The 24,550-nt window shown below is 72.1% G+C and carries 22 protein-coding genes; 7 read left to right on the forward strand and 15 right to left on the reverse strand.

The features are described from left to right. Positions 1 to 50: 50 nt before the first annotated feature. The 8 genes from HLB44_RS15330 to HLB44_RS15365 form a co-directional block, all read right to left on the reverse strand. Positions 51 to 581 carry a hypothetical protein gene (locus HLB44_RS15330; RefSeq protein WP_173123943.1) on the reverse strand — a complete coding sequence of 177 codons (531 nt, stop codon included), beginning with the start codon at positions 579 to 581 and terminating at the stop codon, positions 51 to 53. Then, positions 551 to 976: a hypothetical protein gene (locus HLB44_RS15335; protein WP_173123945.1), complete on the reverse strand. Its 426-nt coding sequence runs from the start codon at positions 974 to 976 to the stop codon at positions 551 to 553. The genes HLB44_RS15330 and HLB44_RS15335 overlap by 31 nt, the downstream gene beginning before the upstream one ends. Positions 977 to 980: 4 nt before the next feature. Further along, entirely contained in the window at positions 981 to 1,739 is a 759-nt protein-coding gene (locus tag HLB44_RS15340) for a hypothetical protein (protein ID WP_173123947.1), read from the reverse strand. 107 nt (positions 1,740 to 1,846) lie between these two features. Beyond that, positions 1,847 to 2,374 carry a dihydrofolate reductase gene (locus tag HLB44_RS15345; protein ID WP_173123949.1) on the reverse strand — a complete coding sequence of 176 codons (528 nt, stop codon included), beginning with the start codon at positions 2,372 to 2,374 and terminating at the stop codon, positions 1,847 to 1,849. Beyond that, positions 2,374 to 3,195: a thymidylate synthase gene (locus HLB44_RS15350; RefSeq protein ID WP_173123951.1), complete on the reverse strand. Its 822-nt coding sequence runs from the start codon at positions 3,193 to 3,195 to the stop codon at positions 2,374 to 2,376. The genes HLB44_RS15345 and HLB44_RS15350 overlap by 1 nt, the downstream gene beginning before the upstream one ends. A 7-nt stretch (positions 3,196 to 3,202) precedes the next feature. Beyond that, positions 3,203 to 3,517, reverse strand: a complete 315-nt coding sequence (locus tag HLB44_RS15355) for a CcdB family protein (RefSeq protein WP_173123953.1) — start codon at positions 3,515 to 3,517, stop codon at positions 3,203 to 3,205. Beyond that, the gene (locus tag HLB44_RS15360; RefSeq protein ID WP_173123955.1) at positions 3,517 to 3,795 is read right to left on the reverse strand and encodes a type II toxin-antitoxin system CcdA family antitoxin; all 279 of its coding nucleotides are present in this window, start codon (positions 3,793 to 3,795) and stop codon (positions 3,517 to 3,519) included. Before HLB44_RS15360 ends, HLB44_RS15355 begins: the two co-directional genes overlap by 1 nt. 29 nt (positions 3,796 to 3,824) lie before the next feature. Next, positions 3,825 to 5,639 (reverse strand): ABC transporter transmembrane domain-containing protein, encoded by a 1,815-nt coding sequence (locus tag HLB44_RS15365; RefSeq protein ID WP_173123957.1) that lies wholly within the window; start codon positions 5,637 to 5,639, stop codon positions 3,825 to 3,827. Positions 5,640 to 5,742: 103 nt separating this feature from the next. Here HLB44_RS15365 and HLB44_RS15370 point away from each other — a divergent pair, with 103 nt between their 5' ends. From HLB44_RS15370 to HLB44_RS15395, 6 genes are all read left to right on the forward strand, one after another. Beyond that, positions 5,743 to 6,237 carry a MarR family winged helix-turn-helix transcriptional regulator gene (locus HLB44_RS15370; RefSeq protein ID WP_173123959.1) on the forward strand — a complete coding sequence of 165 codons (495 nt, stop codon included), beginning with the start codon at positions 5,743 to 5,745 and terminating at the stop codon, positions 6,235 to 6,237. Further along, on the forward strand, positions 6,234 to 7,739 hold the full coding sequence (locus HLB44_RS15375) for an efflux transporter outer membrane subunit (protein WP_173123961.1): 1,506 nt from the start codon (positions 6,234 to 6,236) through the stop codon (positions 7,737 to 7,739). The genes HLB44_RS15370 and HLB44_RS15375 overlap by 4 nt, the downstream gene beginning before the upstream one ends. After that, positions 7,736 to 8,962, forward strand: a complete 1,227-nt coding sequence (locus HLB44_RS15380) for an HlyD/EmrA/EmrK family protein (protein WP_173123963.1) — start codon at positions 7,736 to 7,738, stop codon at positions 8,960 to 8,962. The genes HLB44_RS15375 and HLB44_RS15380 overlap by 4 nt, the downstream gene beginning before the upstream one ends. Further along, positions 8,962 to 10,518 carry a DHA2 family efflux MFS transporter permease subunit gene (locus HLB44_RS15385; RefSeq protein WP_173123965.1) on the forward strand — a complete coding sequence of 519 codons (1,557 nt, stop codon included), beginning with the start codon at positions 8,962 to 8,964 and terminating at the stop codon, positions 10,516 to 10,518. Before HLB44_RS15380 ends, HLB44_RS15385 begins: the two co-directional genes overlap by 1 nt. Before the next feature lie 42 nt (positions 10,519 to 10,560). After that, positions 10,561 to 13,347: an ATP-binding protein gene (locus tag HLB44_RS15390; protein ID WP_173123967.1), complete on the forward strand. Its 2,787-nt coding sequence runs from the start codon at positions 10,561 to 10,563 to the stop codon at positions 13,345 to 13,347. A 68-nt stretch (positions 13,348 to 13,415) separates the two neighbouring features. Next, positions 13,416 to 14,282 (forward strand): GGDEF domain-containing protein, encoded by an 867-nt coding sequence (locus HLB44_RS15395; RefSeq protein ID WP_173123969.1) that lies wholly within the window; start codon positions 13,416 to 13,418, stop codon positions 14,280 to 14,282. 10 nt (positions 14,283 to 14,292) lie between these two features. On the opposite strand, the gene HLB44_RS15400 is transcribed toward HLB44_RS15395, so the two are convergent. The 7 genes from HLB44_RS15400 to mutL all read right to left on the reverse strand — a co-directional run bounded on the left by HLB44_RS15400 (position 14,293) and on the right by mutL (position 23,823). After that, entirely contained in the window at positions 14,293 to 15,384 is a 1,092-nt protein-coding gene (locus HLB44_RS15400) for a lipocalin-like domain-containing protein (RefSeq protein WP_173124276.1), read from the reverse strand. Positions 15,385 to 15,398: 14 nt separating this feature from the next. After that, a complete protein-coding gene (locus tag HLB44_RS15405) occupies positions 15,399 to 17,993 on the reverse strand; it encodes an FtsX-like permease family protein (protein WP_173123971.1) in 2,595 nt (864 codons plus the stop codon). Further along, positions 17,990 to 18,640 (reverse strand): ABC transporter ATP-binding protein, encoded by a 651-nt coding sequence (locus HLB44_RS15410; RefSeq protein WP_173123973.1) that lies wholly within the window; start codon positions 18,638 to 18,640, stop codon positions 17,990 to 17,992. Before HLB44_RS15410 ends, HLB44_RS15405 begins: the two co-directional genes overlap by 4 nt. 456 nt (positions 18,641 to 19,096) lie before the next feature. Next, positions 19,097 to 20,017 (reverse strand): tRNA (adenosine(37)-N6)-dimethylallyltransferase MiaA, encoded by a 921-nt coding sequence (gene miaA / locus HLB44_RS15415; RefSeq protein WP_173123975.1) that lies wholly within the window; start codon positions 20,015 to 20,017, stop codon positions 19,097 to 19,099. Next, positions 20,014 to 21,237: a multidrug effflux MFS transporter gene (locus HLB44_RS15420; RefSeq protein WP_173123977.1), complete on the reverse strand. Its 1,224-nt coding sequence runs from the start codon at positions 21,235 to 21,237 to the stop codon at positions 20,014 to 20,016. Before HLB44_RS15420 ends, miaA begins: the two co-directional genes overlap by 4 nt. Continuing rightward, entirely contained in the window at positions 21,230 to 21,997 is a 768-nt protein-coding gene (locus HLB44_RS15425) for a pseudouridine synthase (RefSeq protein ID WP_173123979.1), read from the reverse strand. Before HLB44_RS15425 ends, HLB44_RS15420 begins: the two co-directional genes overlap by 8 nt. An 8-nt stretch (positions 21,998 to 22,005) precedes the next feature. Continuing rightward, positions 22,006 to 23,823 carry a DNA mismatch repair endonuclease MutL gene (gene mutL, locus HLB44_RS15430; protein WP_173123981.1) on the reverse strand — a complete coding sequence of 606 codons (1,818 nt, stop codon included), beginning with the start codon at positions 23,821 to 23,823 and terminating at the stop codon, positions 22,006 to 22,008. Between the two features lie 36 nt (positions 23,824 to 23,859). Between mutL and HLB44_RS15435 the strand changes: the two genes are divergently transcribed. Then, complete coding sequence (locus HLB44_RS15435; protein WP_173123983.1) at positions 23,860 to 24,507, forward strand: DedA family protein; 648 nt, start codon at positions 23,860 to 23,862, stop codon at positions 24,505 to 24,507. Positions 24,508 to 24,550: the final 43 nt, after the last annotated feature.

Here is a 24,550-nt window from a genome sequence, read left to right on the forward strand (position 1 = left end):
GATGATAGGTGCGGCTCGATCGCTGCCCCGTGAGGCATTGTTCGACAAGCTCAGGGCTTGCGCGCTTGCGCCGCGCGTTCCTTCAGCACCGCATCGCGGTCCGCGAAGCTCACGACCATGCCGGCGCAGCGCTTGTTCATGGTGTTGATCCGGCCATTGAGCTCAGCCTGTTCTTCGTTGAGTTGCCGCCCCAGGAGATTGAGCTCGGCGACACGGTTGTTCAGCGCGTCCATCCGCGCATTGAAGGCGTCGACCGCGGCCTGGTCGCTGGTGTCGACCTTCGGCTGCTCGGCGACCAGGGCCTGCATGTTGTCCTGGAATCGCTTCATCTCGATGTTGTGATCGCGCATGCGCTGATTCAGCGACGCCTGCTGCGGCTTGATCTTGTCCTCCTCCTGCAGGCAGGCGCGGAGTTCGTCGCGCGTCGATACGCGGGGCTTCGGCGCCGGTTGGGCGAGGGCGGTGGCGGCGCTGCTCAGCAGCAGGCAGGCACAGGTGGTGCGGAAGAGGATCATGGGTTCAAGGTCGAGCAGCAGCCTGGTGAAGCAAACTAGCGTCCCCAATGGATCGCGCCGCCCCACGGCAGCGGCAGCGAGCGGTACGGTGCCATGTCGAGGGCGAAGCGTTGCAGGCGGTTGCGATCGTCGTAGTGCAGTTGCACCTCGATCGTGTCGTCGCGGTAGATCCGGCAGATGCGGTTGCGCACCGGCACTTCGGCTTGGATCAGCGGACCGGAGCCGCAGGACCGCAGGAAGCGCGGCTTGCCGCGCCGGCAGTCGTCGGCGCTGATGACCGACACCGGCACGCCGCGCTCGGCGAACAAGGCGCGGGCCGCGTTCGGTGTCGAGACGAGGCGGGGCTGGTGCTCGAACTCGTTCGACAAGCCTTCGAGCTCGGCGCTGCATTCGCCATTGGTGAATACCGGCGGCAGCAGCAGCAGCCAGATGGCGGCGACGATGGCGAGCAAGCGGATCACGATGTCAGCCCGCCGCCTGCAGCGCGGCGAACGCTTCCTTCAGCCGCCGCAGCAGCGGCGCGTTCAGCGTGCGCGTGTGGCGGTTCCAGCGCCGCATCGATTGTTCGATCTCCGCGTGCAGCCGGATCGCCAGGCCGCGGTCGCCGGTCTGCGCCGCCCAGATCGCGAATTCGGCGCGGGCTTCGAAGCTGCCGAAGCGCTCGACCGCCGATTGCAGCTCGGCGCGCGCTTCGCTGGCGTGGCCGGCGTCGCCGAGCGCACGCGCCAGCAGCAGCGCCAGCGCCTCGGCGCGGAAGCCGGCATCGGCGGCGCGGATCGTGCGCAGGTGCCGCACGGTCTGCTCCGGCTTGCCCGCGGCGAGCGCGGCGCGCGCCGCGCCGAAGCGGATCTCGTGGTCGCCGGCGAAGGGGCCGTGCAGGCAGGCTGCGTAGGCCTGCAAGGCCTCGTCCGTCGCGCCCGCTTCGAGCAGCGCGGCGGCCAGGCGCATCTGGTTCTGCGCGGTCGGCGTGTCCTCGAAATCGGCGCGCGCGGCGCGCAGCTCACGCGTGGGATCGAGCGCCTTCACCGCGCCGCGAACTGCCTTGCGCGCGCCGCGCTCGAGCCGTGAATCGGGCAGGTAGACCGCGACGAAATAGACGATGCTGCCGAGCAGCGGGAACGAGAACAGGATGAACAGCCAGTAGGTCTGCTGGCCGCTGCGCACCGCGTGCACCGCGAAGCACAACGCGACCAGCACATGCAGGCCGAGTCCGATGAACGGCATGGAGTCCTCCCTCTAGACTTCTACGCGCGGGTCTTTGAAAACTGCCCGGCAGGCGCGTAGTTTAGGCACGCGCCGCGCGCGAATGCCCCATCAAATGCGGGATGGTCTCATCCGACCGAGGGAGACGTGCGGCGCCGATAACGCACGAAGGCGAAGTCGAAGGCATTCGGCGGCGCGGCGTGGTGCAGCGCGCGCGCGGTCTCGGTGAACTGCGCGCGGTCCCAGGGCGGGAAGTGCACGTCACCGTCGAAGTCGGCGTCCAGCTCGGTCAACAGGAGCTCGTCGGCGATCGGCAGCGCGGCGGCATACAGCTCGCTGCCGCCGATCACGAAGAGCCGCGGCACCGCGCCGGCTGCCGCGATCGCTTCGTCGAGCCCGTGCACGACGACGGCGCCCGATGCCGACCAGCCGCGCTGCCGCGTCACGACGATGTTGGTGCGGCCCGGCAGCGGGCGGAAGCGCTCGGGCAGCGAGTCCCAGGTCTTGCGGCCCATGATCACCGGATGCCCACTGGTCTGCTCGCGCAAGTAGCGCATGTCCTCGGGCAGCCGCCACAGCAGCCGGTTGCCGTCGCCGATCACGCCGTTGCGGGCGACCGCGGCGATCAGCGCGATCTCGGGTTTCGGCGCCGCCATCACACCGCCACCGGCGCCTTGATCGCCGGATGGTGCTGGTACTCGCGCAGCTCGAAGTCCTCGTACTCGTAGTCGAAGATCGACGCCGGCTTGCGACGCAGGCGCATCAGCGGATACGGATAAGGCGTGCGCGCCAGCTGCGCCTGCACCTGCTCGACGTGGTTGTCGTAGATGTGGCAGTCGCCGCCGGTCCAGACGAAGTCGCCGAGCGCCAGATCGCACTGCTGCGCGAGCATCTGCGTCAGCAGCGCGTAGCTGGCGATGTTGAAGGGCACGCCGAGGAAGATGTCGGCGCTGCGTTGATAGAGCTGGCAGCTGAGTTTGCCGTCGGCGACGTAGAACTGGAACAGCGCATGGCAGGGCATCAGCGCCATCTTCGACAGCTCGCCGACGTTCCACGCGCTGACGATGATGCGGCGCGAATCGGGGTTCGTCTTCAGCTGCTTGATCACCTCGGCGATCTGGTCGATGTGGCCGCCGTCAGGGGTCGGCCACGAGCGCCATTGCACGCCGTAGACCGGCCCGAGGTCGCCGTCTTCGCGCGCCCACTCGTCCCAGATCGTCACGCCGCGCTCCTGCAGCCAGCGCGCATTGCCGTCGCCGCGCAGGAACCACAGCAGCTCGAGGATGATGGACTTCAGGTGCACCTTCTTCGTCGTGACCAGCGGGAAGCCTTCGTTCAGGTCGAAGCGCAGCTGATGGCCGAATACGCTGCGCGTGCCGGTGCCGGTGCGGTCGGACTTCGGCGTGCCATGGAAGAAGACATGGCGCATGAAGTCTTCGTATTGGTGGCGGACGGGGCGGGCGGGCGGCATGTCCATGTCGATGTCAAAAGCCGGAAAAGAGGAAGTCGAGCGCGTCGTCGATCGCCTGACGCTGGTCACGCAGGGAGGCGACCGGGCGGCGCAGCAGGTTGAGCGGGGTGGTGCCGAGGTTCGGAACGTCTGCGAATACGGCGGTGCCTTCGATGACGAATTCGGGATTCAGACGCTGCGTCGGCGGGAGCTTCGGGTTGACCTTGCGCAGCGGCACGACCACGCGCGTGGACAGACCGCTCAGGTGGTCGGCCTGCACGTCGAGCCAGAACGGCGTGTGGTGCTTCTCATCCCGGATCGGCGTCGCGTAGACATCGAAGCGGGCCATCAGCGCGATGACTCCGGTTCCTTCGCGCGCTGCTCCTCCAGGTACCGTTGGATGCGCTGCGAGAACGTGCCTTCGCGCTCGATGCGGGCGTTGTAATCCGCGATGGCCTGCGCGTTGTCCTCTTGCCAACGTTCGCGGTATTGCCGAAGGACCTCTTCGGTGAGCAGGGCATCGACGGTTTGGGAAATGTTCAGGCCCATATCCTTGGCCATGTCGAGTACCTTGGCATTGAGCGACAGGTTGATGGGCCGCTTGGGCGCCTCGCGGATGCTGCGCATGTTCGATCTCCACGAAACTTGTGCATGGATTATGCGCCAGCCTCCTGCGTGTCCGGCGCCTCCAACCCGAACTGCATCGCCGCCAGCCGCGCATACAGCCCGCCGCGCGCCACCAGTTCGTCGTGCGTGCCGCTGTCGACGATGCGCCCGCCATCAAGCACGACGATGCGGTCGGCCTTCAGCACCGTGGCCAGGCGGTGGGCGATGACGATGGTCGTGCGGTGGGCCATCGCCGCTTCGAGGGCGGCCTGCACCATGCGCTCGCTCTCGGCGTCGAGCGCGCTGGTGGCTTCGTCGAGCAGCAGCAGCGGCGGGTTCTTCAGGATCGCGCGGGCGATGCTGATGCGCTGGCGCTGGCCGCCCGACAGGCGCACGCCGCGCTCGCCGAGGAAGGTGTCGTAGCCCTCGGGCAGCGCGCTGATGAAGTCGTGCGCGAAGGCGGCCTTGGCGGCGGCGATGACCTCCGCATCGCTCGCCTCGGGCCGGCCGTAGCGGATGTTTTCCAGCGCGCTGGTCGAGAACACGGTGCTGTCCTGCGGCACGATGCCGATGCGCGTGCGCAGCTCGGCCAGCGCGAGCTCGCGCACCGGCACGCCGTCGATCTTCACGACGCCGGCCTGTGCGTCGTAGTAGCGCAGCAGCAGCTGCAGCACGGTGCTCTTGCCGGCGCCGCTCGGGCCGACCAGCGCGACGGTTTCGCCCGGCGCGACGTGGAGGTTCAGATCCGCCAGCGCCGCATGCTGCGGCCGTGACGGGTAGTGGAAGCGCACGCTGTTGAGCTCGACGCGCGAGCCGCCGGCCGCCGGCGGCAGCGGCCGCGGCCGCGCCGGGTCGGCCACCGGCGAGCGGGCGGCGAGCAGCTCCATCAGCCGCTCGGTCGCGCCGGCGGCGCGCAGCAGGTCGCCGTAGACCTCGGACAACACCGCCACCGAGCCGACCAGGATGATCACGTAGACCACCGTCTGACCGAGGTGGCCGGCGGAGATGCGGCCGGCCATCACCGCCTGCGTGCCCTGGTACACGCCCCACAGCAGCGCGCCGAAGATCGAGCTGATGATGAAGGCGATCAGCAGCGCGCGAACGCGGGTGCGCTTGCGCGCCGTCTCGAAGGCGCTCTCGGTCGCGCGGTCGAAGCGTGCCGCTTCGCGGTCTTCCTGCACGTAGCCCTGCACGACGGGAATCGCGTTCAGTACCTCGGCGGCGATGGCGCTCGAATCGGCGACGCGGTCCTGGCTGGCGCGGCTCAACTTGCGCACCCGCTGGCCGAAGTAGATGCTCGGCAGCACCACCAGCACCAGGATCCCCAGCACCTGCGTCATCACGTAGGGATGGGTGATCACCAGCATCGCCAGCGCGCCGATGCCCATCACCGTGTTGCGCAGGCCCATGCTCAGGCTGGAGCCGACGACGGTCTGCACCAGCGTCGTGTCGGTCGTCAGCCGGCTCAGCACCTCGCCGGTGGCGTTGGTCTCGAAGAACTCGGGGCTCTGCCGCAGCACGTGGGCGTAGACGGCATTGCGCAGGTCGGCGGTGACGCGCTCGCCGATCCAGCTGACCATGTAGAAGCGCAGCGCCGAAAACAGCCCGAGCGCGATGCCGACCGCGAACAGCGCGGCGAAATGCCCGCGCAGCGCCATCACCCGCGCGCCCGGATCGGCGGCGACGAGGCCGGTGTCGATCAGCGACTTCAGCGCCAGCGGGAACACCAGCGTCGTCGCGGCGGCGAGCACCAGGAACAGCAGCGCCAGGCCGATGCGGCCGCGGTAGGGGCGTAGGAAAGGCAGCAGCCCGGAGAGCGATTTGGGGGTCGCGGCTTTCGCGCGCTCGGAGGAAGCGGCAGTCATCGCACGAGTGTAGGGGCCGATTTCTGCAGATAACCCCAGCCGAAGCTAGCCTATTCAAATAATGCCGAGACAAACATTGCTTAGGCAAGCATATTCAAGCCCCATGGCCCCGACGAAGCCCCCGAAGCCGACAACGTTCTACAACCCCGAGACGCTGCGCGCCGACAACAGCATCGGCCTGCTGACCAAACGTGCGCAGCAGTCGATCCTGCTGGCGGTCGACCGCCGGCTCGCGCCGCACGACCTGACGCACGCGCAATGGGTGCCGCTGTACAAGCTGGCCAAGGGCGACTGCTCGACGATGGCCGAGCTGGCGCGTGACGTCGCGCTCGACCCCGGTGCGATGACCCGCGCGCTCGACCGGCTCGAGACCAAGGGGCTGCTCAAGCGCGTGCGCTCCGAAGATGACCGCCGCGTGATCAAGCTCGAGCTGACCGCCGAGGGGGAAGAAGTCGCGCACCTGGTGCCGGCCGTGCTGGCCGAAGTGTTCAACGCCCACCTCGCCGGCTTCACCAAGGCCGAGTGGTCGACGCTGGTCGGGCTGCTGCAGCGGCTGGTCGCCAACGGCGATGCGCTGCGCGAGGCGAAGGAGGAATGATGGCCCCGCCGCTGACCCGACCCGCGCTGCAGACCGGCGGCGTGGCGCTGTTCGCGCTGATCTCGGCGCTGGTCGTCGTGCTGCTGGGCGGCTGCGCGAGCCTAGGACCGGCGGTTGAGCCGATCGCACGGCATGGCCCGGCGCAAGCCGGGCTTGATCAGGGAGCCGCGGTGCCGACGGTGAATGCCGCGTGGTGGCGCGAATTCAACGATCCGACGCTGAACGACCTGATCGACCGTGCGCTCGCCGGCCAGCCCGGGCTGCAGGCCGCGGCCGCGCGCGTCGCGCATGCCGGCGCGGCGCTGGCCGCGAGCCGCGCCGCGTTGGCCCCGCAGCTCGGCCTGGCCGCTGACATCACGCGTCAGCACTTCACCGAGCGCGGCCTGGTGCCGCCGCCGATCGCCGGCAGCGAGCGCACCAGCGCGACGCTGCAGGTGACCGGCCAGTGGGAGCTCGATTTCTTCGGCCGCCACCAGGTCGCGCTGCAGGCCGCGCTCGGCCAGCAGCGCGCCGCGCAGGCCGAGCTCGGCGCCGCGCGGGTGCTGCTGGTCTCGCGCATCGCGCTGGGTCATGTCGGCCTGGCGCGGCTGGTCAGCCAGCAGCAGATTGCCCGCAGCGCGCTGCAGCAACGCGAGGCGATGCTCGGGCTGACGCGCCAGCGCGTGGCCGGCGGCATGGACACGCAGGTCGAACTGCGCCAGGCCGAGAGCGCGGTGCCCGAGGTGCGCCAGCAGATCGAGGCGCTGGCCGAGCAGATCGCGCTGGCGCGGCATCAACTGGCGGTGCTGAGCGGCCAGCCGCCGCAGGCGCTGGCGGCATTGACGCCGACGCTGCAGCCGTTGCCGGTCGACGCGCTGCCCGAGCGCCTGCCGGCCGACCTGCTCGGCCGCCGCGCCGACGTGGTCGCCGCGCGCTGGCGCATCGAAGCAGCGACACAGGACGTGCAGGGCGCCCGCGCCGCCTTCTATCCGGACATCGACCTGCTCGGCTTCGCCGGCTTGAGCGCGCTCGGCCTCGACCGCCTGTTGTCGCCGGGCAGCCTCAACCTCGGCGTCGGCCCGGCGCTGCGGCTGCCGATCTTCGACGGCGGCCGGCTGCGCGCGCAACTGAAGGGCCGCGAGGCCGAGCTCGACGCTGCCATCGCCGCCTACAACGGCGCCGTGCTCGACGCCGCGCGCGAGGCCGCCGATGCGATCGTGTCGCTGCGCTCGATCGAACGCCAGCAGGCCGAGCAGGCCCAGGCGCAGGCCGCCGCCGAGAGCGCCTACGACTTCGCGCAGCAGCGCTACCGCGCCGGCCTCGGCACCTACCTCACCGTGCTCAGTGCCGAAACCAGCGTGCTCGCGCAGCGCCGCCTTGGCGCCGACCTGAAGGCACGCGCGCTCGAGAGCCGCATCGGGTTGATGAGGGCCCTCGGCGGCGGCTGGCAAGCCGACGGCGACCTCACCAGGGTCAGCGGCGGCTGGCACGACGACGAACTCCTGAAGACGGCCCAACGATGAACTCTCCCGTCCCCGTGCCGGCCGCCGCGCCGGCCACCCGCCGCAAGGCGCTCGCCGTCGTCGGCACGCTGGTCGCGCTCGGTGCGATCGCCGCCGGCGCCTGGTGGGCGCTCGTCGCGAGCCGCATCGAGCACACCGACAACGCTTACGTGCAAGGCCATGTCGTTCAGATAACGCCCCAGGTCAACGGCACCGTGATCGCGATCCAGGCCGACGACACCGATGTGGTGAAGGCCGGCCAGGCGCTGGTGCGGCTCGATCCGGCCGATGCGCAGCTGGCACTCGAGCAGGCCGAGGCCCAGCTCGGCCAGGCGGTGCGGGAGGTGCGCACGATGTACGCGAACAACGCGACGCTGGCTGCACAGGTCGCGTTGCGCGATGCCGAAATCGACCGCGCGCAGGCCGACTTGGCGCGGGCGCATGACGACGTCGCGCGGCGCACGCCGCTGGTGGCCTCGGGGGCCGTCGGCCAGGAGGAGTTCGCGCATGCCAAGGCCCAGCTCGCGGCGGCCCAGAGCGCGTTGGCGGCCACCCGTTCGGCCGCCGCCGCGGCGCGCCAGGCGCTGGCGTCGAACCAGGTGATGACCGCCGGCACCGCGATCGAGCAGCATCCGGGCGTGCAGCGCGCCGCGGGGCGTGTGCGCGAAGCGTGGCTGGCGCTGAAGCGCACGGAGCTGAAGGCGCCGCTCGACGGCGTGGTCGCCCGCCGCAGCGTGCAGCTCGGCCAGCGAGTGGCCGCCGGCGCGCCGCTGATGACGGTGGTCGCGCTCGACCAGCTCTGGGTCGACGCGAACTTCAAGGAAAGCCAGCTGCGCAAGCTGCGCATCGGCCAGCCGGCGCGGCTGGTCGCCGACGTGTACGGCGAGAAGGTCGCGTTCCGCGGCCGCATCGCGGGCCTGGGCGCCGGCACCGGCGCCGCCTTCGCGCTGCTGCCGGCGCAGAACGCCACCGGCAACTGGATCAAGGTGGTGCAGCGGGTGCCGGTGCGCATCGTGCTGGAGCCGGCCGACCTGGCCGCGCATCCGCTGCGCGTCGGGTTGTCGATGGCGGTCGAGGTCGACGTCAGCGAGGGCGGTGGCGCAGCGCTGGCGAACACGGCGCCCTCGGCGCCGGCACCGGCGACGCAGCGCACGACGGTCTTCGACGCCCTCGCCGGCGAAGCCGAGGCCGAGGTCAAGCGCATCGTCAAGGCGAACCTCGGCAGCGCCATCACGGTGCAGTGATGACGCCGTCCACGGCACCGCCGCCGCCCCTCACCGGCGGCAAGCTGGCCCTCGGCACACTGGCGCTGTCGCTGGCCACGTTCATGAACGTGCTCGATTCGTCGATCGCCAACGTGTCGATCCCGGCGATCGCCGGCGACCTGGGCGCGAGCCCGTCGCAAGGCACCTGGGTCATCACCAGCTTCGGCGTCGCCAACGCGATCTCGGTGCCGCTGACCGGCTGGCTGACGCAGCGCTTCGGCGCGGTGCGGCTGTTCACCACCAGCGTGCTGCTGTTCGTGCTGGCGTCGTGGCTGTGCGGGCTGGCCCCGTCGCTCGAGCTGCTGATCGCGGCGCGCGTGCTGCAGGGCTTGGTTGCCGGGCCGATGATCCCGCTGTCGCAGACGCTGCTGCTGTCCAGCTACCCGCGTGAAAAAGCCGGCTCGGCGCTGGCGCTGTGGGGCGTCACGACGCTGGTCGCGCCGGTGGTCGGGCCGCTGCTCGGCGGCTGGATCACCGACAACATCGCCTGGCCGTGGATCTTCTACATCAACGTGCCGGTCGGCCTGCTGGCGGCGCTCGTGGCCTGGACCATCTATGCCGAGCGCGAGACCGCGACCAGAAGCCTGCCGATCGATCGCATCGGCCTGGCGCTGCTGGTGGTCGGCGTCGGCTCGCTGCAGCTGATGCTCGACAAGGGCAAGGAGCTCGACTGGTTCGCTTCGCCGCTGATCGTCGCGCTGGCGGTCGCCGCGGTGGTCGGCATCGTGCTGCTGGTGGTGTGGGAGCTGACCGACGCGCATCCGGTGGTCGACCTGCGGCTGTTCGCCGGGCGCAACTTCGCGTTCGGCACGCTGGCGATGTCGGTGGCCTACGGTATCTTCTTCGGCAACGTCGTGCTGCTGCCCTTGTGGCTGCAGCAGCACATGGGCTACACGGCAACGGCCGCAGGCATGGCGCTGGCGCCGGTCGGCATCCTCGCGATCCTGTTCACGCCGCTGGTCGGCCGCAAGGTCGCCGCATGGGATCCGCGCTGGATGGCGGCCGCGGCCTTCGTCGGCTTCGCCGGCGTGCTGTGGCTGCGCTCGGGCTTCACGCCGCAGACCGACCTCCCGCACATCCTGCTGCCCACCGTGCTGCAGGGCGCGGCGATGGCTTTCTTCTTCATCCCGCTGACGACCTTGAGCCTGGCCGGCCTGCCGCCGGAGCGTTTGGCCTCGGCCGCGGGCCTGTCGAACTTCGTGCGCATCACCGCCGGCGCGATGGGCACCTCGATCGCGACCACGCTGTGGGAGGCGCGCGCCGCGCTGCACCATGCGCGGCTGACCGAACGGCTGGCGCTGGGCGACCAGCCGCTGGCCGCGGCGAGCGAACAGCTGCGCCAGCTGGGGTTGACGCCGGAGCAGGCGTCGGCGCAGATCAACCGGATGGTCGACCAGCAGGCCTTCACGCGCGCGGCCGACGATGTCTTCCTGGTCTCGTCGCTGCTGTTCCTCGGGCTGCTCGGCTTGTTGTGGCCGATGCGCCGGCCGCGCGCGCTGGCTGCGGCGGCGGCGGAGGCCGGCGCCGCGCACTGATCGAGAGGGAGGGAGCGGCGGTCGGTCTATAAGATCGACCGCATGCACACACCGCAGGCGACCGGCCACTGGCAGCTGCGCCTGCTGGGCGGGCTCGAGGCGCGCAATGGCGAGCTGCACATCACGCGCTTCGTCAGCCGGCCCACGGCGCTGCTGCTGGTGCGGCTGGCGCTGTGGCCGCAGCGCATGCATGCGCGCGAGGAGCTGGTCGACCTGCTGTGGCCGGACGCGCCGCTGGATGCCGGCCGCAACCGGCTGCGCCAGGCGCTGGCCGCGTTGAAACGCATGCTGGAGCCGCCCGGCAGCGACGCGCCGCCGGTGATCCTGGCCGACCGGCAGAGCCTGCGCATCAACACGGCGGCGCTGAGCTGCGACGTGCAGGCCTTCGAAACCGCGCTGCGCGAGGGCCGTTTCGACGCGGCGCGCGCGCTGTACCAGGGTGAGCTGCTGCCGGGCTTCTACGACGAGTGGGTGCACGAGGAGCGCGGCCGGCTCGCGGCGCTGGCCGAACGCCTGGCCGCGGCGCCGGCGCTGCCGGCCCCTTCGGCCCCTTCGGCGCCCGTGGCCGCGCCGCCGATCGCAACGCTGCCCCCGGTCGAGACCGCCGAGCCGCCGAGTTACCTGACCCGCCTGTTCGGTCGCGACGCCGAGCTGGCGCAGCTGCCGGGCTTGCTACGCGAGCATCGGCTCGTCACACTGTGCGGCCCCGGCGGCTGCGGCAAGACGCGGCTGGCGACCGAGCTGCTGCAGCGCCTGCGTGCGGCGCCCGACGGCGGCGGCTTCGACCTGCTGGCCTTCGTGCCGCTGGCCGAATGCAGCGATGCCGACGCGCTGCGCTCGCAATTGCGCGTCTCGCTGCAGCTGCCGCCGCCGCAGCGCGAGGCGGCCGATCCGCTGGCCACCGCGCTCGCCGGCCGGCGCGTGCTGCTGGTGCTGGACAACGCCGAGCAACTGGTCAGCGCGCCGGTGCTCGAGCTGATCGAAGGCTGGCTCGGCCGGCTGCCGGGGCTGCACCTGCTGGTGACGTCGCGCCGCGTGCTCGGTCTGCCGGGCGAGCGCGAGAAGGTGCTGCCGCCGCTGCCGCTGCCGCGCGAGGGCAGCGATGCGGCCGCGTTGCGGGCCAACCCCGGCATCGCGCTGTTCATCGACCGCGCCCGCGCGCTGCGGCCCGACTTCCAGGTGCCCGAGCGCCAGCTCGCCGCCTTGCTCGCGCTGTGCCGCGCGCTCGACGGCCTGCCCTTGGCGATCGAGCTGGCCGCAGCGCGCAGCCGCGCCTTCTCGATCGCCGAGATGCACGCGGCGTTGACGCGCCCGTTCGAATTGCTGCAGCGCACCGGCGCGGCCGCGCGCGGCCGGCGCCACGATTCGCTGCAGGCCGCGATCGACTGGAGCTGGCGTCTGCTCGATCCGGCGCAGCAGGCGCTGCTGGCGGCGCTGGCCGTGTTCCGCGGCGGCTGGACCGCCGACGACGCGCAGGCCGTCTGCCCGGTCGACGATGCGCGCGCCCGCCTTGAAGCGCTGGTGGCGGATTCGCTGCTGACCGTCGAGGCCCCACCGGACGAGGATGCGGACGAGGGCGCTGCGGACAAGCCGCCCGCGCTGCGTTTCCAGATGCTCGAGGGCATCCGTGCCTTCGTGCTCGAGCGTTTGCCCGAGGAACAGCGGCCGGCGCTGCGCGCAGCGCACCGCGCGCACTTCGCCGCGCGCACCGAGGCGCTGCGTGCCGCCGACCGCGTGCTCGACGACGCCGACCTGCCGAACATCGCCGAAGCGCTGCGCAGCGCGGTCGACGACGGCGTGCCGGGTGAAGCGCTGGCGCTCGCGCTGGCGCTGAGCACGCACTGGAACAGCCAGGGCATTGCGCCGGAGCTGCTGGCGCTGCTCGACCGTGCGTTCGACGCGCTGCCGTTGGACGCCGAGCCGGCTGCGCCGGCGGCCGAGGGGGCGGCGCCGGCGGCGCTGATGCTGGCCATGCTGCACCTGACCGCCGGCCACGGCCAGCAGGCGCGCGGCCGTGCGGCCCAGGCGCTGCAAGCCGCGGGCAGCCGGCCCGCGCTGCGCGGCCAGGCACTGTGCGCACGCGTGCGCATCGCGTTCGAGCTCGACCGGCAGGGCAGCGGCCTCGAGGCGGCGCTCGACGAAGCCGCCGCACTGGCCCAGCGGGCCGGGGCGCCCGCGCTCAGCGCCGAGGTGATCGGCTTGCGCGGCATGCTGCTGCTGCGCCACGGTGACGACCCGTTGCGCGCCGACCAGTTGTTGCTGGAAGCGACGGCGCGTCATCGTGCGCTCGGGCAAGGGCGCGAAGCGCGGCGGCTGCAGTTCGAACGCGCCTGCTGCCTGGTGCGGCAACGGCGCTGGCACGAGGCGCTGATCGAAGCGCAGGTCTGCGAAGCCGCGTACCGCGACGCCGGCGATCGCCACCAGCGGCTGTCGGCCATCAATCTGCAAGGCGTGCTGCATGCCGAGCTGCGCCAATGGCCCGACGCGTTGCGCGCCTACCGCCGCTGCGCGCAGGCGGCCTGGGCTCTGCACAACCACTACTGGCTGGCCTATGCGCTGTGGAATCACGGCCGCAACCTGGCACGGCTGCGCCGGCCGGAAACCGCGGCGCTGCTGATGGCGTTCAGCCAGCGCTTCTGGGCCACGCACTTCGGCACCATCGACCGCGATGACCTGCGTTACGTGCGACGGGTGCGGCGGCTCGCCGAATGCCAGCTCGGCCGCGCCGCGACGGCCATCGCCTGGCAGCGCGGCGAGGCGCTGACGCTGCCGCAGGCCATCGGCCTGGCCTTGGCCGAATCGGAGCCGTTTGCCGGGCAAACCCCCTGAACTGCGCTACCAGGGCGATGCAATTCTCACGCTCGTGCAAGGTCGGTTTGTGGTCGAATTGAACGACCATGAGTGCCCCCCGAACCGCTGCCGTGCCGACATCGGCCGCCTCGTCCGTCGCATCGCCGTCGGGCCTTGACTGGCAGCGCTGGGTGCGCCGCATCGGGCCGCTGAAGCTCGCACTGGTGGTCTTGCCGGTGTCGCTGCTGCTCGCCGCGCTGACCGGCGCCGCGCTGGCTGCCATCACCGGCGCATCGATCGCCACCCTCGCGCTCCTCGGTAGCGCGAGCGCCTTGCCGGCGGTGCTGGTCGCCGCCGCACTGTTCTGGCGCGCCGGGCCGGGCGCCGTGCCGGCCTTGCCGGAGATCGATGTCGCTGCCACGCGTGATGCGCTGACCGGCGCCTTCACGCAACGCCATTTCGTCGCCGCGACCGACCGCGAATGGGCGCGCATCCGCCGCCACGGCGAAGACGCCGCGCTGCTGATGGTCGATGTCGACCACTTCCGCGCGCTGAATGACAAGCAAGGCCCGGCCTGCGGCGATGCGGCACTGGTCGAGATCACCCGCCTCGCGTCCGCGACGCTGCGCCAGTACGACCTGCTCGCGCGCTTCGGCGGCGGCGTGCTGGTGGTCTATCTCCCGCACACCGATCCGATCGGCGCACTCGATGTCGCCGAGCGCATCCGCGAACGCGTCGCCGGTTATCGCCTGACCTGGGAAAGCCAATCGATCGGCGTCACCGTCAGCATCGGGGTCGCCGCCGTCGGCGCGGACCATGCCGCGCTCGATGCCGTCATTGCGGATGCCGGCACCGCATTGCGCGAAGCAAAAGCCGCCGGCCGCAACTGCGTGCGCGCCGCACCGGTGCAACCGCGCCGCCAGCCGGCGCCGGGGGCGTCGATCGGCGACCGCCGCGCCAAGGGCCCGATCTGATCGGGACTGATCAGCCCAGCTTCAGCGGGGTCTTGCGGCCCGTCATTTCCAGGTAGCCCAGGCCGATCTCGCGGCCGTCGCGCTCGCGCAGCGCCGACAAGCCTTCCCAATAGATCGCGCCGGTGCTGGCGCTGCTGTCGAGCTCCTGCGCCTCGAACAAGGCCTCGAGCTCGAACGCGCCGGCCGGCGTCGTGATCGCCCACCGCACCGGGTAGCGGGCGCCGGTCGCCGGGCTGGTCCATTCGCGCAGCGGCTGGAACTGCACCTCGTCCGGCGTGAAGACGCGCACCGCGCCGCCGGCCGGGCGGTGGCTGCCGCCGGCCCACACCACGCTGCCGTCGCGGCGGCGCAGCACGAAGGCCGTCAAGGCACCACCGTCGTGCAGGTTGATGCCGATCCAGTCCCAGCCGACGGCGCCCGGCGCCAGCAGCTCGTTGCTCCACTCGTGATCGAGCCAGCCGCGGCCGGCGAGCGTGCTGCTGCGGCCGTCGAGCGCCAGCTGCGCCTGCACCGCGAGCTGCGGCTGCGTGTAGTAGTGGCTGGCCTGCTGCGGCTGCGGCCCCTTTCGGGAATGGCCGTGCTGCCCTTGCAGCAGCACGGCTTGCGTCGGCGCCAGCACGAGTTGCAACGTGAAACCGGCTTCCGCCGCCGGCAGCCGCGCGCTGTAGCGGCCGTCGGCGCCACGCACGAACGACCAGGCCCCGAGCACGACATCGGTGTCGTGCGCGGCAGCGTGCACCTCGGGCTGCGACGGATCGCCCGACCAGCGCGACAGACGCTGCGCATCGCGGTGCCGGCGTGCTGCCACGTCCGACACGGCCGCATGCGCGAACAGCAGCTGGCGCGGCGCAAAGCGCCCGGGCAGCTCGGCGGCCAGCCCCGTGCGGCTGCGGAAGAAGGTCAGCTGCCAGCCGACCGGCGCGGCCTGCGGGTCGGGGCGCAGCCAGCCGGTGGCGTACCACCATTCGATGCGCGTGCCGCTGTGTGCACCGTGGTCACGGGGGAAGACGAGCGCGCGCTGGGAGACCGTGTCGTCATTGGCATCGGCGCGAGCAACTTCGACGCGACCGAGCGCCGCCGCGGCCAGCGCCTGCAGCGCCATCCGGCGCCGGGGGCTCACCAGTCCTCCTTCACCGCCAGCACCGCCTGCCGCGACGCCGCCCGCCGCGCGCTGAATGCCGCCGTCAGCGCGCCGGCCAGCAGCACCGCACCCGCCAGCAGCGCGAGCGGCAGCGCCGGCAACGTCATCGACATCGTCCAGTGAAAACTCTGCGGGTTGACGACGTGCACCAGCACGACGGCGATCGCCAGCCCGAGCCCGATGCCGACCGCGCAGCCGGCCACCAGCCAGGCCAGCGTCTCGAGCGTCACCAGCCCGATCACCTGGGCGCGCGTCAGCCCCAGGTGCGCCAGCAGGCCGAACTCCTTGCGCCGCGCCAGCACCTGCGCCGACAGGCTGGCCGCGACGCCGACCAGGCCGACGCCGATCGCCACCGCCTGCAGGTAGCGCGTCACCGCGAAGCTGCGGTCGAAGATCGACAGCGACATCCGCCGCAGTTGCGCGGTACTGGCGATGTCGATCGGCAGCGCGGCGCCGGCGCGCTCGCGCAGCGCCGCGTCGACCGCCGCCGGCGCCGCGCCGGGCGCGAGCGAGAGCGACAGCTCGTTCAGCCCGGCGTCGCCGGTCAAGCGCCGGTAGTCGTCGAGCGCAATGGCCACCGCGCCGAACTGGCGCGCGTAGTCGCGCCAGATCCCGCGCACCAGCAGCGGCGGCCGCGCGGCGGCGTCGACGCCGGGCAGGGGCAGCGTGATGCGCTGGCCGACCGACCAGCCGTACAGCGCCGCCGCCGGCTCGCTCAGGTAGATCGACGTGATGCCGGGCTGCGCCGGAATCAGCGTGCCGACCAGCGGCAACACCGTGGCCGGATCGGCCAGCGGCCGCGCGACCAGCGTGACCGACGGCCGGTGCGGATCGAGCTGCATCGGCCGGTGGCGCGCCACCTGCACCCGCGCGACGCCGGGCACCGAGGCCGCCGCGGCGACGAAGTCCGGCGGCAGCAAGGCCTGCTCGGCGGCGCTGCTGCTCTGCGCGGTGCGCAGGTACAGGTCGGCCGGCAGGATCTGCTCCAGCCAGCCCGAGACGGCCTCGCGGAAGCTGGCGACCATCACCGTCAGCGCCACCGACAGCGCCAGGCTCGCGACGACGCCGGCGACGGTGGCGCTGGCCGTCTGACGGGCGAAGCGGGCGCGGCGCCAGGCCAGCAGCATGAGCGCGGTGCGCGGCTGCGCGTGGCGTTGGATCAGCGCCTGCACGGCCGCCGGCACCAGTGCGACGCCACCGCCGAGCAGCAGCGCGACCGAGGCATAGGCGGCCAGCGGCAGTCCGCCGATCGGCGGCGCCAGCGCCAGCAGGCCACCGCCGCCCAGGGCCGCGAGACCCGGCCAGACCGGCGGTGCGGCCCCGGTCGGACCGCCGAAGCCCTTCAACGCCTGCGCCGGCGCCAGCTGCTCGGCGCGCCGCGCCGGCCACCAGGCGCCGCCGACCGTCGCCATGACGCCGAGCGCGCCGCACGCGGCGAGCATCGGCCACGGCCACGCCAGCCGCGGCACCGTGCCCGGGAAGTAGCCGCCGCCGAGATCGCCGCCCAGCAAGCGCAGCGCGCCCCAGGCCAGCAGCGCGCCGGCGCCCAGGCCCAGCAGGCTGCCGACGAGCCCCAGCAGCGCGCTCTCGGCGAGCACCAGCCGCCGGCGTTCGCGCGCGGCGAGCCCGAGCACGCCAAGCAGCGCGAACGACGGCGTGCGCTGCGCGACCGACAGCGAGACCACCGAATAGACCAGGAAGCCGCCGACCAGCAGCGCGACCAGCGCCAGCACGCCGAGGTTGACGCGGTAGGCGAGCGACAGGTTCGACAGCCGCTGCACCGCATCGTCGGCCGCGCCGACGCGTACTTCAGGCGTCAGCGTCAACGCCTGCAGCCAGGCCGCGCGGTCGACGCCTTGCACCAGCTTCAGGTCGATGCGGGAGAGGCGCCCCGCGCGCTGGAAACCGTGCTGCGCGGCGGCGATGTCGAGCACGATCAGCGGCGTGCTGCCGGCGGCGACGCTGCCCGCCACGCGCAGCCGCCGCCACCCGCCGGCCGATTGCAGCTCGATCTGGTCGCCCGCGCGCAGCTGCAGCCGCGCCATCGCCGCCGGGTTCGGCCAGGCGAGGCCGGGGTCGAGCAGCATCGCGGCGCCGCGCTCGGGCGCCGAGGCCGGCTGCGGCAGCAGCATCGGCGCGATCGCGGCGACGCGCAGCGCATCGATGCCGACGATCCGCACCGGTACTGGCACCGGCGCCGGCGCGGCGGCCGCGCTGGCCCCACTGGCCGCACTGGCCGCACTGGCCGCACTGGCCGCACTGTCGATGCGGCGCGCCTGGCTGTCGAGCTCCAGCACCGGGCTGGCGACGGCAACCTGTTCGTCGCGCGCGAGTCTCGCGATCCAGCCGTCGTCGAAACCCTGCGAACTTGACGCGGCGAGCACCACGTCCGGCTCGCCATTGACCGTGCGCACGGCCTGCGCGAACTCGGTCAACGCCGAATGGTTGATCATCTGCACCGAGCCGGCCAGCGCGACGCCGAGCGCCACCGCCAGCAGCGCGACGCCGTGGCGCCACGGATGGTGGCGCCATTCGGCCCATGACAGCGTGAGCAGCGGCAGCAGCTTCATGTCGCGGCTTCGATGCCGGTGGCGGTCAGCCGCAGCACGCGGTCGGCGCGCGCCGCGGCGGCGGCCGAATGCGTGACCAGCAGGCACGCCGCGCCCTCGGCACGCACCTGCGCCGTCAGCACGTCGAGCATGCGCTCGGCGGTCGCCGGGTCGAGGTTGCCGGTCGGCTCGTCGGCCAGGATCAGCAGCGGCCGGTGCACGAGAGCCCGCGCCAGCGCCACGCGCTGCAACTGCCCGCCGGACAGCTGCGCCGGGCTGCGCGCGCCCAGGCCGCCGAGCCCGACCGACTGCAGCAGCCGTTCGACCCGCGCGCCATCGTTCCTACCCAGCAAAAGCAGCGGCAGCGCGACGTTCTCGGCCACCGACAGGTGCGGCAGCAGGTGGAAGGCCTGGAATACGAAGCCGAGCTTCTCGCGCCGCAGCCTCGCGCGCTCGGGCTCCGGCAGCGCGAGCACCGGCGCGCCGTCGAGCAGCACCTCGCCGCCATCGGCCTCGTCGAGCCCGGCAATGCAGTTCAGCAGCGTCGACTTGCCGACCCCCGATTCGCCGAGCATCGCGACGAATTCGCCGCGTTCGAGATGCAGCGAGACATCGCGGAAGACGGGCGTCTCGGCGTAGGCCTTGGCGAGGGCGCGGATCTGCAGCATGTCAGCGGTCCGTTGTGCTCGGCGCCGTACCGCGCATGCACAGACAGAGCGAGCCAAGGCCACGGGGTACCCGCTGCCGCTCGTGTCCCCCGGTCGCTTCGCTCCCTCCTCCTCTTACCTCGCTGCAGCGGGCACCCCATGTCCTTGGCAACGGTACCGCGGTGGCGTGCGAAGAATCAATTCCAGGGCCGTGCCCGATCAGGACGGCAGGGTGCCCTGTGGAGCGAGGTAAGAGGAGGAGGGAGCGGAGCGACCGGGGGAGTGAGCCCGGACACAAACAGTCCAGTGGACTGTTTGTGCCTGGCGAACGCCAGGGCCTCTGGCCCTGGCCGGCGCAACAGGGCACCCTGGCGGCCTGATCTCGCTGAGACTTCAATAGCAATGGCAGCAATGGGCCGCGAGCACCCCCTCGGCGGAACAACGCCGCAGGCGGGCGGATCGAGGCTGGGAGCGCCATCATCCGAATTCAGGCAGCTGCGCGCGCAGCGGAGCCAGCAGGTCGCCGCCCGAGTCGCAGGCGATCGTCTCGCGCTGCATCGAGCGCAGCCAGGTCAGCTGGCGCTTGGCGAGCTGGCGCGTCGCGGCGATGCCTTGTTCGCGCAGGGGGCCGAGCGCGTCGTTATCGAGCGCCTCCCAGGCCTGGCGGTAGCCGACGCAGCGCATCGAAGGCAGCCGGGGGTGCAGATCGCCGCGCGCGCGCAGCGCGCGCACTTCGTCGATCAAGCCGGCAGCGAGCATGGCATCGAAGCGCTCGGCGATGCGGCGGTGCAGCCAGGCGCGCGACACCGGCTCGAGCGCGACGAGGCGCAGCGGCAGCCCGGCGCTGGTCGCCTGGCCGTGGTGGTCTGACAGCGGGCGGCCGCTCAGCTGCCAGACTTCGAGCGCGCGCTGGATGCGCTGCGCGTCGTTGGGTGCCAGGCGCGCGGCTGTCGTCGGGTCGATGCGTCGCAGCTCTTCGTGCAGCGCCGGCCAGCCTTCGGCGGCCGCGCGCGCTTCGAGCGCTGCGCGCACAGCGGGATCCGCCGGCGGCAGCGCATCGAGGCCATCGATCAGTGCCTTGAAGTACAGCATCGTGCCGCCGACCAGCAGCGCGAGCCGGCCGCGGGCATTGATCTCGGCGATCAGCCGGCGCGCATCGGCGGCGAACTGCGCAGCCGAGTAGGCATCGGTCGGCTCGAGAATATCGATCAAATGGTGCGGCACCTGCGCGCGCTCCGCGGCGCTCGGCTTCGCGGTGCCGATGTCCATGCCGCGATAGACCAGCGCCGAATCGACGCTGACGATCTCCAGCGGGAGCACGGCGGCCAGCTGCATCGCCAGCGCACTCTTGCCCGACGCGGTCGGGCCGGCGAGGGCGAGGGCATGCAGCGCCGTCACACGGCCACCCGCGCCGGATCACCGTGCCGGCGCACCAGCGTCCAGACGACCAGCACCGCGCCCGCCGCGCCGCTGCCGATGCCGATCGCCAAGGGCCGCAGCGTGCCGTCGAGCGCATGGCCGAGCCACAGGCCGATGCCGAAGGCGGCGAGCGCCAGCACGCAGCCGGCAAGCGCCGCCGCCAGCCCGGCCGAGCGCGGGAACGGCCCGACCGCACCGGCCTGGCCGCAGGGCTGGTGCACGCCGTGGCCGAGCGCATACAGCCAGGTCGGCAGCATCACCGCCCAGACGGCGCGGTGGTCGGTCGACGCCAGCACGGCCATGCCGAGCGCGCTGGCGATCGAGAAGCCGCTGCCGCGCAGGACGGTGCCGACGAGGCCATGGCGCGGCAGCCAGCGGCGGCAGAAGAAGGTGCCAGTGATGTACGCGAGCGAGGTGGTGCACATCACGAGTCCGGCCTGCAGCGGCGCGAGTCCGAGCACGCGGATCAGGATGAAGCCCGAGCCGGCGAGGAAGACGAACAGGCCCGCATAGGTGCAGGCGACCAGCAGCGACCAGGCGCGGAAGGTCGGGTGGCCGAGGATGCGGCCGGCCTGCGCGAGCAGCGGCCCGAGGCGCGTTGCGGCCGGATCGCGGCTGCGCAGCGTCTCCGGCAGCCGCCACGCGATGAGCGCCCACAGCAGCAGCCCGATCACGCCCATCGCGACCAGCGTCGCGCGCCAGCCGGAGGCGGCCACCAGCAGCCCGCCGCTCAACGGGCTGGCGATCGCGATCACGCCGAGCCCGGACAGCGCGCGCGCCATCACCAGCGCACCCTCGTGCGGCTGGTACAGGTCGCGCAGCATCGCCCGCGCGCAGACCACCGGCACCGACAGCGCCGCGCCCTGCACGATGCGCCAGCCGATCACCTGCGTGATGTCGCCGCCGAGCGCCGCGCCGGCCGAGGCCAGCGTGTACAGCCCGAGTCCGGCCAGCAGCACCGGCCGCCGGCCGAAGCGGTCGGCGACCGGCCCCCAGACCAGCTGCGCGAGGCCGAACGCGAGGATCAGCGCCGACATCGTCAACTGCACCGGCGCGACCGGCGCCTGCAGGTCGCTGCCCATCGCGGGCAAGGCCGGCAGCACCAGGTCGGTCGTCAGCGGCTGCAAGCCCAGCAGCAGCGCCAGCGTCCAGGCGGCGGCGAGCGGGGACAGCGGCGCACGGACCGTCCTATCAGACAAAACGCTCGTCCGGGCGGAGGTAGCGCCATTGGCCGACGGGCAGCTTGCCGAGCACGACGCTGCCGATGCGCACGCGCTTCAGGCCGGTCACCTTCAGGCCGACCAGCTCGCACATGCGGCGGATCTGGCGCTTGCGCCCCTCGCGCAGCACGAAGCGCAGCTGGTCCTCGTTGGCCCAGCTGACGCGCGCCGGCTTCAGCGCCTTGTCGTCGAGCGACAGGCCGTGCTGCAGCAGCGCCAGCTTCTCCGGCGCCCAGGCCGGCAGCGGCTGCACGCGCACCAGGTATTCCTTCTCGGCGCGGCTGTCCTCGCCGATCAGCAGCTTGGCGATGCGGCCGTCCTGCGTCAGCACCAGCAAACCGGTCGAGTCGATGTCCAGCCGGCCGGCCGGCGCGAGGCCACGCTGCTGGCCGGGATGGAAGCGCTGCGGCGCCTTGTCCTCGCGCCAGCGGTTGGTCGCGGTGAACAGCACGCTGGCCGGCTCGTACCCATCCTCGGCCTGGCCCGAGACGTAGCCCATCGGCTTGTGCAGCAGCACGGTGACGCGCTGCGCCTGCTGCTGGCGCGCGGCCGGATCGATCTCCACCACCACGTCGGGCTGCACGCGCTGGCCGAGCACCGCCGGCACGCCGCCGACCTTGACCCAGCCGGCCTCGATCCATTCGTCGGCCTCGCGGCGCGAGGCCAGCCCACGCTCGGCGAGCAGCTTGGACAGCCGCATGCCTTCGGCAGACGGATCTTTGTTGTCGGATTGATTCATCGTCTTCTTCAACGTCCGCGCAGGAACAAGCCGTCGAGCTCCTTGACGGTGACCTGGCGCCAGGTCGGCCGGCCGTGGTTGCACTGGTCGGCGCGCTCGGTGCGCTCCATGTCGCGCAGCAGCGCGTTCATCTCGGCCAAAGTGAGCGTCCGGTTGGCGCGCACCGCGCCGTGGCAGGCCATCGTCGCCAGCAGCTCGTCGCGGGCGCGCTGCACCGCGCGCGAGGCGCCGACCTCGGCCAGCTCGGCCAGCACTGCGCGTGCCAATGCGACCGGGTCGGCATCGGGCAGCGCGGCGGGGCGTGCGCGCACCGCGAGCACGCCCGGCGCGAGCGGCGCGACGTCGAGGCCGAGCGCGGCCAGCCCGTCGGCTTGCGCCTCGGCGGTCGCCCACTCGTCGCCGGTGGCGGCGAAGGTGGCGGGGATCAGCAGCGGCTGCGCGGTGAGCGCGCTGTCGCCCTGCGCCGCCTTCAGGCGCTCGTAGACGATGCGTTCGTGCGCCGCATGCATGTCGACGATCACCAGGCCGTGGCGGTTCTCGGCCAGGATGTAGGCGCCGGCCAGCTGGGCGAGCGCGCGGCCGAGCGGCCAGGCCTCGGCGTCCGACGCAGCTGCCGCCGGCGCGTCGGTGGCCGGGGCAGCAGCGCCCGGCGGCGCATCGAGCACCGCCGCCGCGGCGCCCGCCGGACCGACGTTCCAGCGCGGCGCCGGTTCCTCGGCGCGCAGCCAGGCCAGCTCCTGCAGGCCGAGGCCGCGCTGCTCGCCGCCGACGATCGGCCGCCACGCCGGCGTGGCCAGCGCAGGGGGCGGCTCGACGGCGCTGCCGTCCAGCGGCGCGCGTGACGCGGCCAGCACCGCTTCGATCGCATGGCGCACGGCCTGGTGGATCTCGCGGCCATCGCGAAAGCGCACCTCGATCTTCGTCGGATGCACGTTGACGTCGACGCGCTGCGGATCGATCTCGAGGAACAGCACGTAGCTCGGCTGGCGCTGGCCGTGCAGTACGTCTTCGTAGGCGCTGCGCGCACCGTGCGCGATCAGCCGGTCGCGCACGAAGCGGCCGTTGACGTAGACGTACTGCTGATCGGCGCGCGCGCGCGCCGCGTCCGGCAGGCCGGCGCGGCCGGTCAAGCGCAGCGGGCCGGCACCGGCCTGCAGCAGGCGGCTTTGCGCGATGAAGTCGGCACCGAGCACGTCGGCGATGCGCTGTTCGGCCGCGGCCGGCCGCCATTGTTCGATCAGCTTGCCGTCGTGCCAGATCGCGAAGCCGACCTCCGGCCGCGCCAGTGCATGGCGGCGCACCGCGTCGACGCAATGCGCGAGCTCGGTGGCGTCGGTCTTCAGGAACTTGCGCCGCGCCGGCGTCGCGAAGAAGAGCTCGCGCACCTCGACGCTGGTGCCGCGCGCACGCGCTGCCGGCTGCAGCTCGCCGCTGCGCGCGTCGAGCCGGTGCGCGTGCGCGGCGCCGTCGCAGCGGCTGGCGATCGACACTTCAGCGATCGAGGCGATCGCCGCCAGCGCCTCGCCGCGAAAACCCATCGTCGCGACTGATTCCAGCTCGGCCAGGTTGGCGATCTTGCTCGTCGCATGGCGCTTCAGCGCCAACGGCAGTTGCTCGGCCGGGATGCCGCACCCATCGTCCTCGACCAGGATGCTGCGCACGCCACCGGCGGCCAGCCGCACGGTGACCTGCGTGGCGCCGGCGTCGAGCGCGTTGTCGACCAACTCGCGCACGACAGAGGCCGGCCGCTCGACCACCTCGCCGGCGGCGATCTGGCTCACCAGTTCGTCGGGCAATTCGCGGATCGGGCGGCGGGTCGCGGTCATCGGGCCGGATTATCGGCGCCGCGATAATGCCGCCCGATGGAACTGCTGATGACCCTCGTCGACTTCGTGCTGCATGTCGACCGCCACCTGCGCGTCTTCGTCGAAGCCTACGGTTCTTGGGTCTACCTGCTGCTTTTCCTGATCATCTTCGTCGAGACCGGTCTCGTCGTGATGCCCTTCCTGCCGGGCGATTCGCTGCTCTTCGTGGTCGGTGCGCTGGCCGGGATGGGGATGATCAGCTACCCGGGGGTGATGCTGCTGATGACGGCCGCGGCGATCGCCGGCAACCAGACCAACTACGCGATCGGCCGCCGCATCGGCGACAAGGTGTTCTCGTGGGAGCAGTCGCGCTGGTTCAACAAGCGCGCCTTCGACCGCGCGCATGCCTTCTACGAGCAGTACGGCGGCATCACGATCGTGCTGGCGCGCTTCATGCCGTTCGTGCGGACCTTCGCCCCCTTCGTCGCCGGTGTCGCGAAGATGACGCGCAGCAAGTTCACGTTCTACGATGTCAGCGGCGGCACGCTGTGGGTCGTCAGCCTGGTCACCGCGGGCTACCTGTTCGGCAACATGCCGTGGGTGCAGCGCAACCTGTCGAACATCATCTGGGCGATGATCGTGATTCCGGGGGTCATCGTGCTGATCGGCGCGTTGAAGACCAGGCGCAAGCAGCCGGCCGTCTGAGCCTCACCCGCGAGGATCGCTACAAGGCGCGGTTACGCGAGGA

Origin of the sequence: Pseudaquabacterium terrae (assembly GCF_013266755.1) — a bacterium.
GTDB lineage: Bacteria > Pseudomonadota > Gammaproteobacteria > Burkholderiales > Burkholderiaceae_C > Pseudaquabacterium > Pseudaquabacterium terrae.

Excerpts from the sequence above, each read along its gene's own strand:
- HLB44_RS15400 (WP_173124276.1), bottom strand. The coding sequence starts at position 15,384 with ATGGCGCTGCAGGCGCTGGCCGCGGCGGCGCTCGGTCGCGTCGAAGTT.
- HLB44_RS15385 (WP_173123965.1), top strand. The coding sequence starts at position 8,962 with ATGACGCCGTCCACGGCACCGCCGCCGCCCCTCACCGGCGGCAAGCTG.
- HLB44_RS15365 (WP_173123957.1), bottom strand. The coding sequence starts at position 5,639 with ATGACTGCCGCTTCCTCCGAGCGCGCGAAAGCCGCGACCCCCAAATCG.
- HLB44_RS15370 (WP_173123959.1), top strand. The coding sequence starts at position 5,743 with ATGGCCCCGACGAAGCCCCCGAAGCCGACAACGTTCTACAACCCCGAG.
- HLB44_RS15340 (WP_173123947.1), bottom strand. The coding sequence starts at position 1,739 with ATGCCGTTCATCGGACTCGGCCTGCATGTGCTGGTCGCGTTGTGCTTC.
- HLB44_RS15405 (WP_173123971.1), bottom strand. The coding sequence starts at position 17,993 with ATGAAGCTGCTGCCGCTGCTCACGCTGTCATGGGCCGAATGGCGCCAC.
- HLB44_RS15425 (WP_173123979.1), bottom strand. The coding sequence starts at position 21,997 with ATGAATCAATCCGACAACAAAGATCCGTCTGCCGAAGGCATGCGGCTG.
- HLB44_RS15375 (WP_173123961.1), top strand. The coding sequence starts at position 6,234 with ATGATGGCCCCGCCGCTGACCCGACCCGCGCTGCAGACCGGCGGCGTG.
- HLB44_RS15380 (WP_173123963.1), top strand. The coding sequence starts at position 7,736 with ATGAACTCTCCCGTCCCCGTGCCGGCCGCCGCGCCGGCCACCCGCCGC.
- HLB44_RS15350 (WP_173123951.1), bottom strand. The coding sequence starts at position 3,195 with ATGGACATGCCGCCCGCCCGCCCCGTCCGCCACCAATACGAAGACTTC.
- mutL (WP_173123981.1), bottom strand. The coding sequence starts at position 23,823 with ATGACCGCGACCCGCCGCCCGATCCGCGAATTGCCCGACGAACTGGTG.
- HLB44_RS15435 (WP_173123983.1), top strand. The coding sequence starts at position 23,860 with ATGGAACTGCTGATGACCCTCGTCGACTTCGTGCTGCATGTCGACCGC.
- HLB44_RS15410 (WP_173123973.1), bottom strand. The coding sequence starts at position 18,640 with ATGCTGCAGATCCGCGCCCTCGCCAAGGCCTACGCCGAGACGCCCGTC.
- HLB44_RS15395 (WP_173123969.1), top strand. The coding sequence starts at position 13,416 with ATGAGTGCCCCCCGAACCGCTGCCGTGCCGACATCGGCCGCCTCGTCC.
- HLB44_RS15345 (WP_173123949.1), bottom strand. The coding sequence starts at position 2,374 with ATGGCGGCGCCGAAACCCGAGATCGCGCTGATCGCCGCGGTCGCCCGC.
- HLB44_RS15390 (WP_173123967.1), top strand. The coding sequence starts at position 10,561 with ATGCACACACCGCAGGCGACCGGCCACTGGCAGCTGCGCCTGCTGGGC.
- HLB44_RS15355 (WP_173123953.1), bottom strand. The coding sequence starts at position 3,517 with ATGGCCCGCTTCGATGTCTACGCGACGCCGATCCGGGATGAGAAGCAC.
- HLB44_RS15360 (WP_173123955.1), bottom strand. The coding sequence starts at position 3,795 with ATGCGCAGCATCCGCGAGGCGCCCAAGCGGCCCATCAACCTGTCGCTC.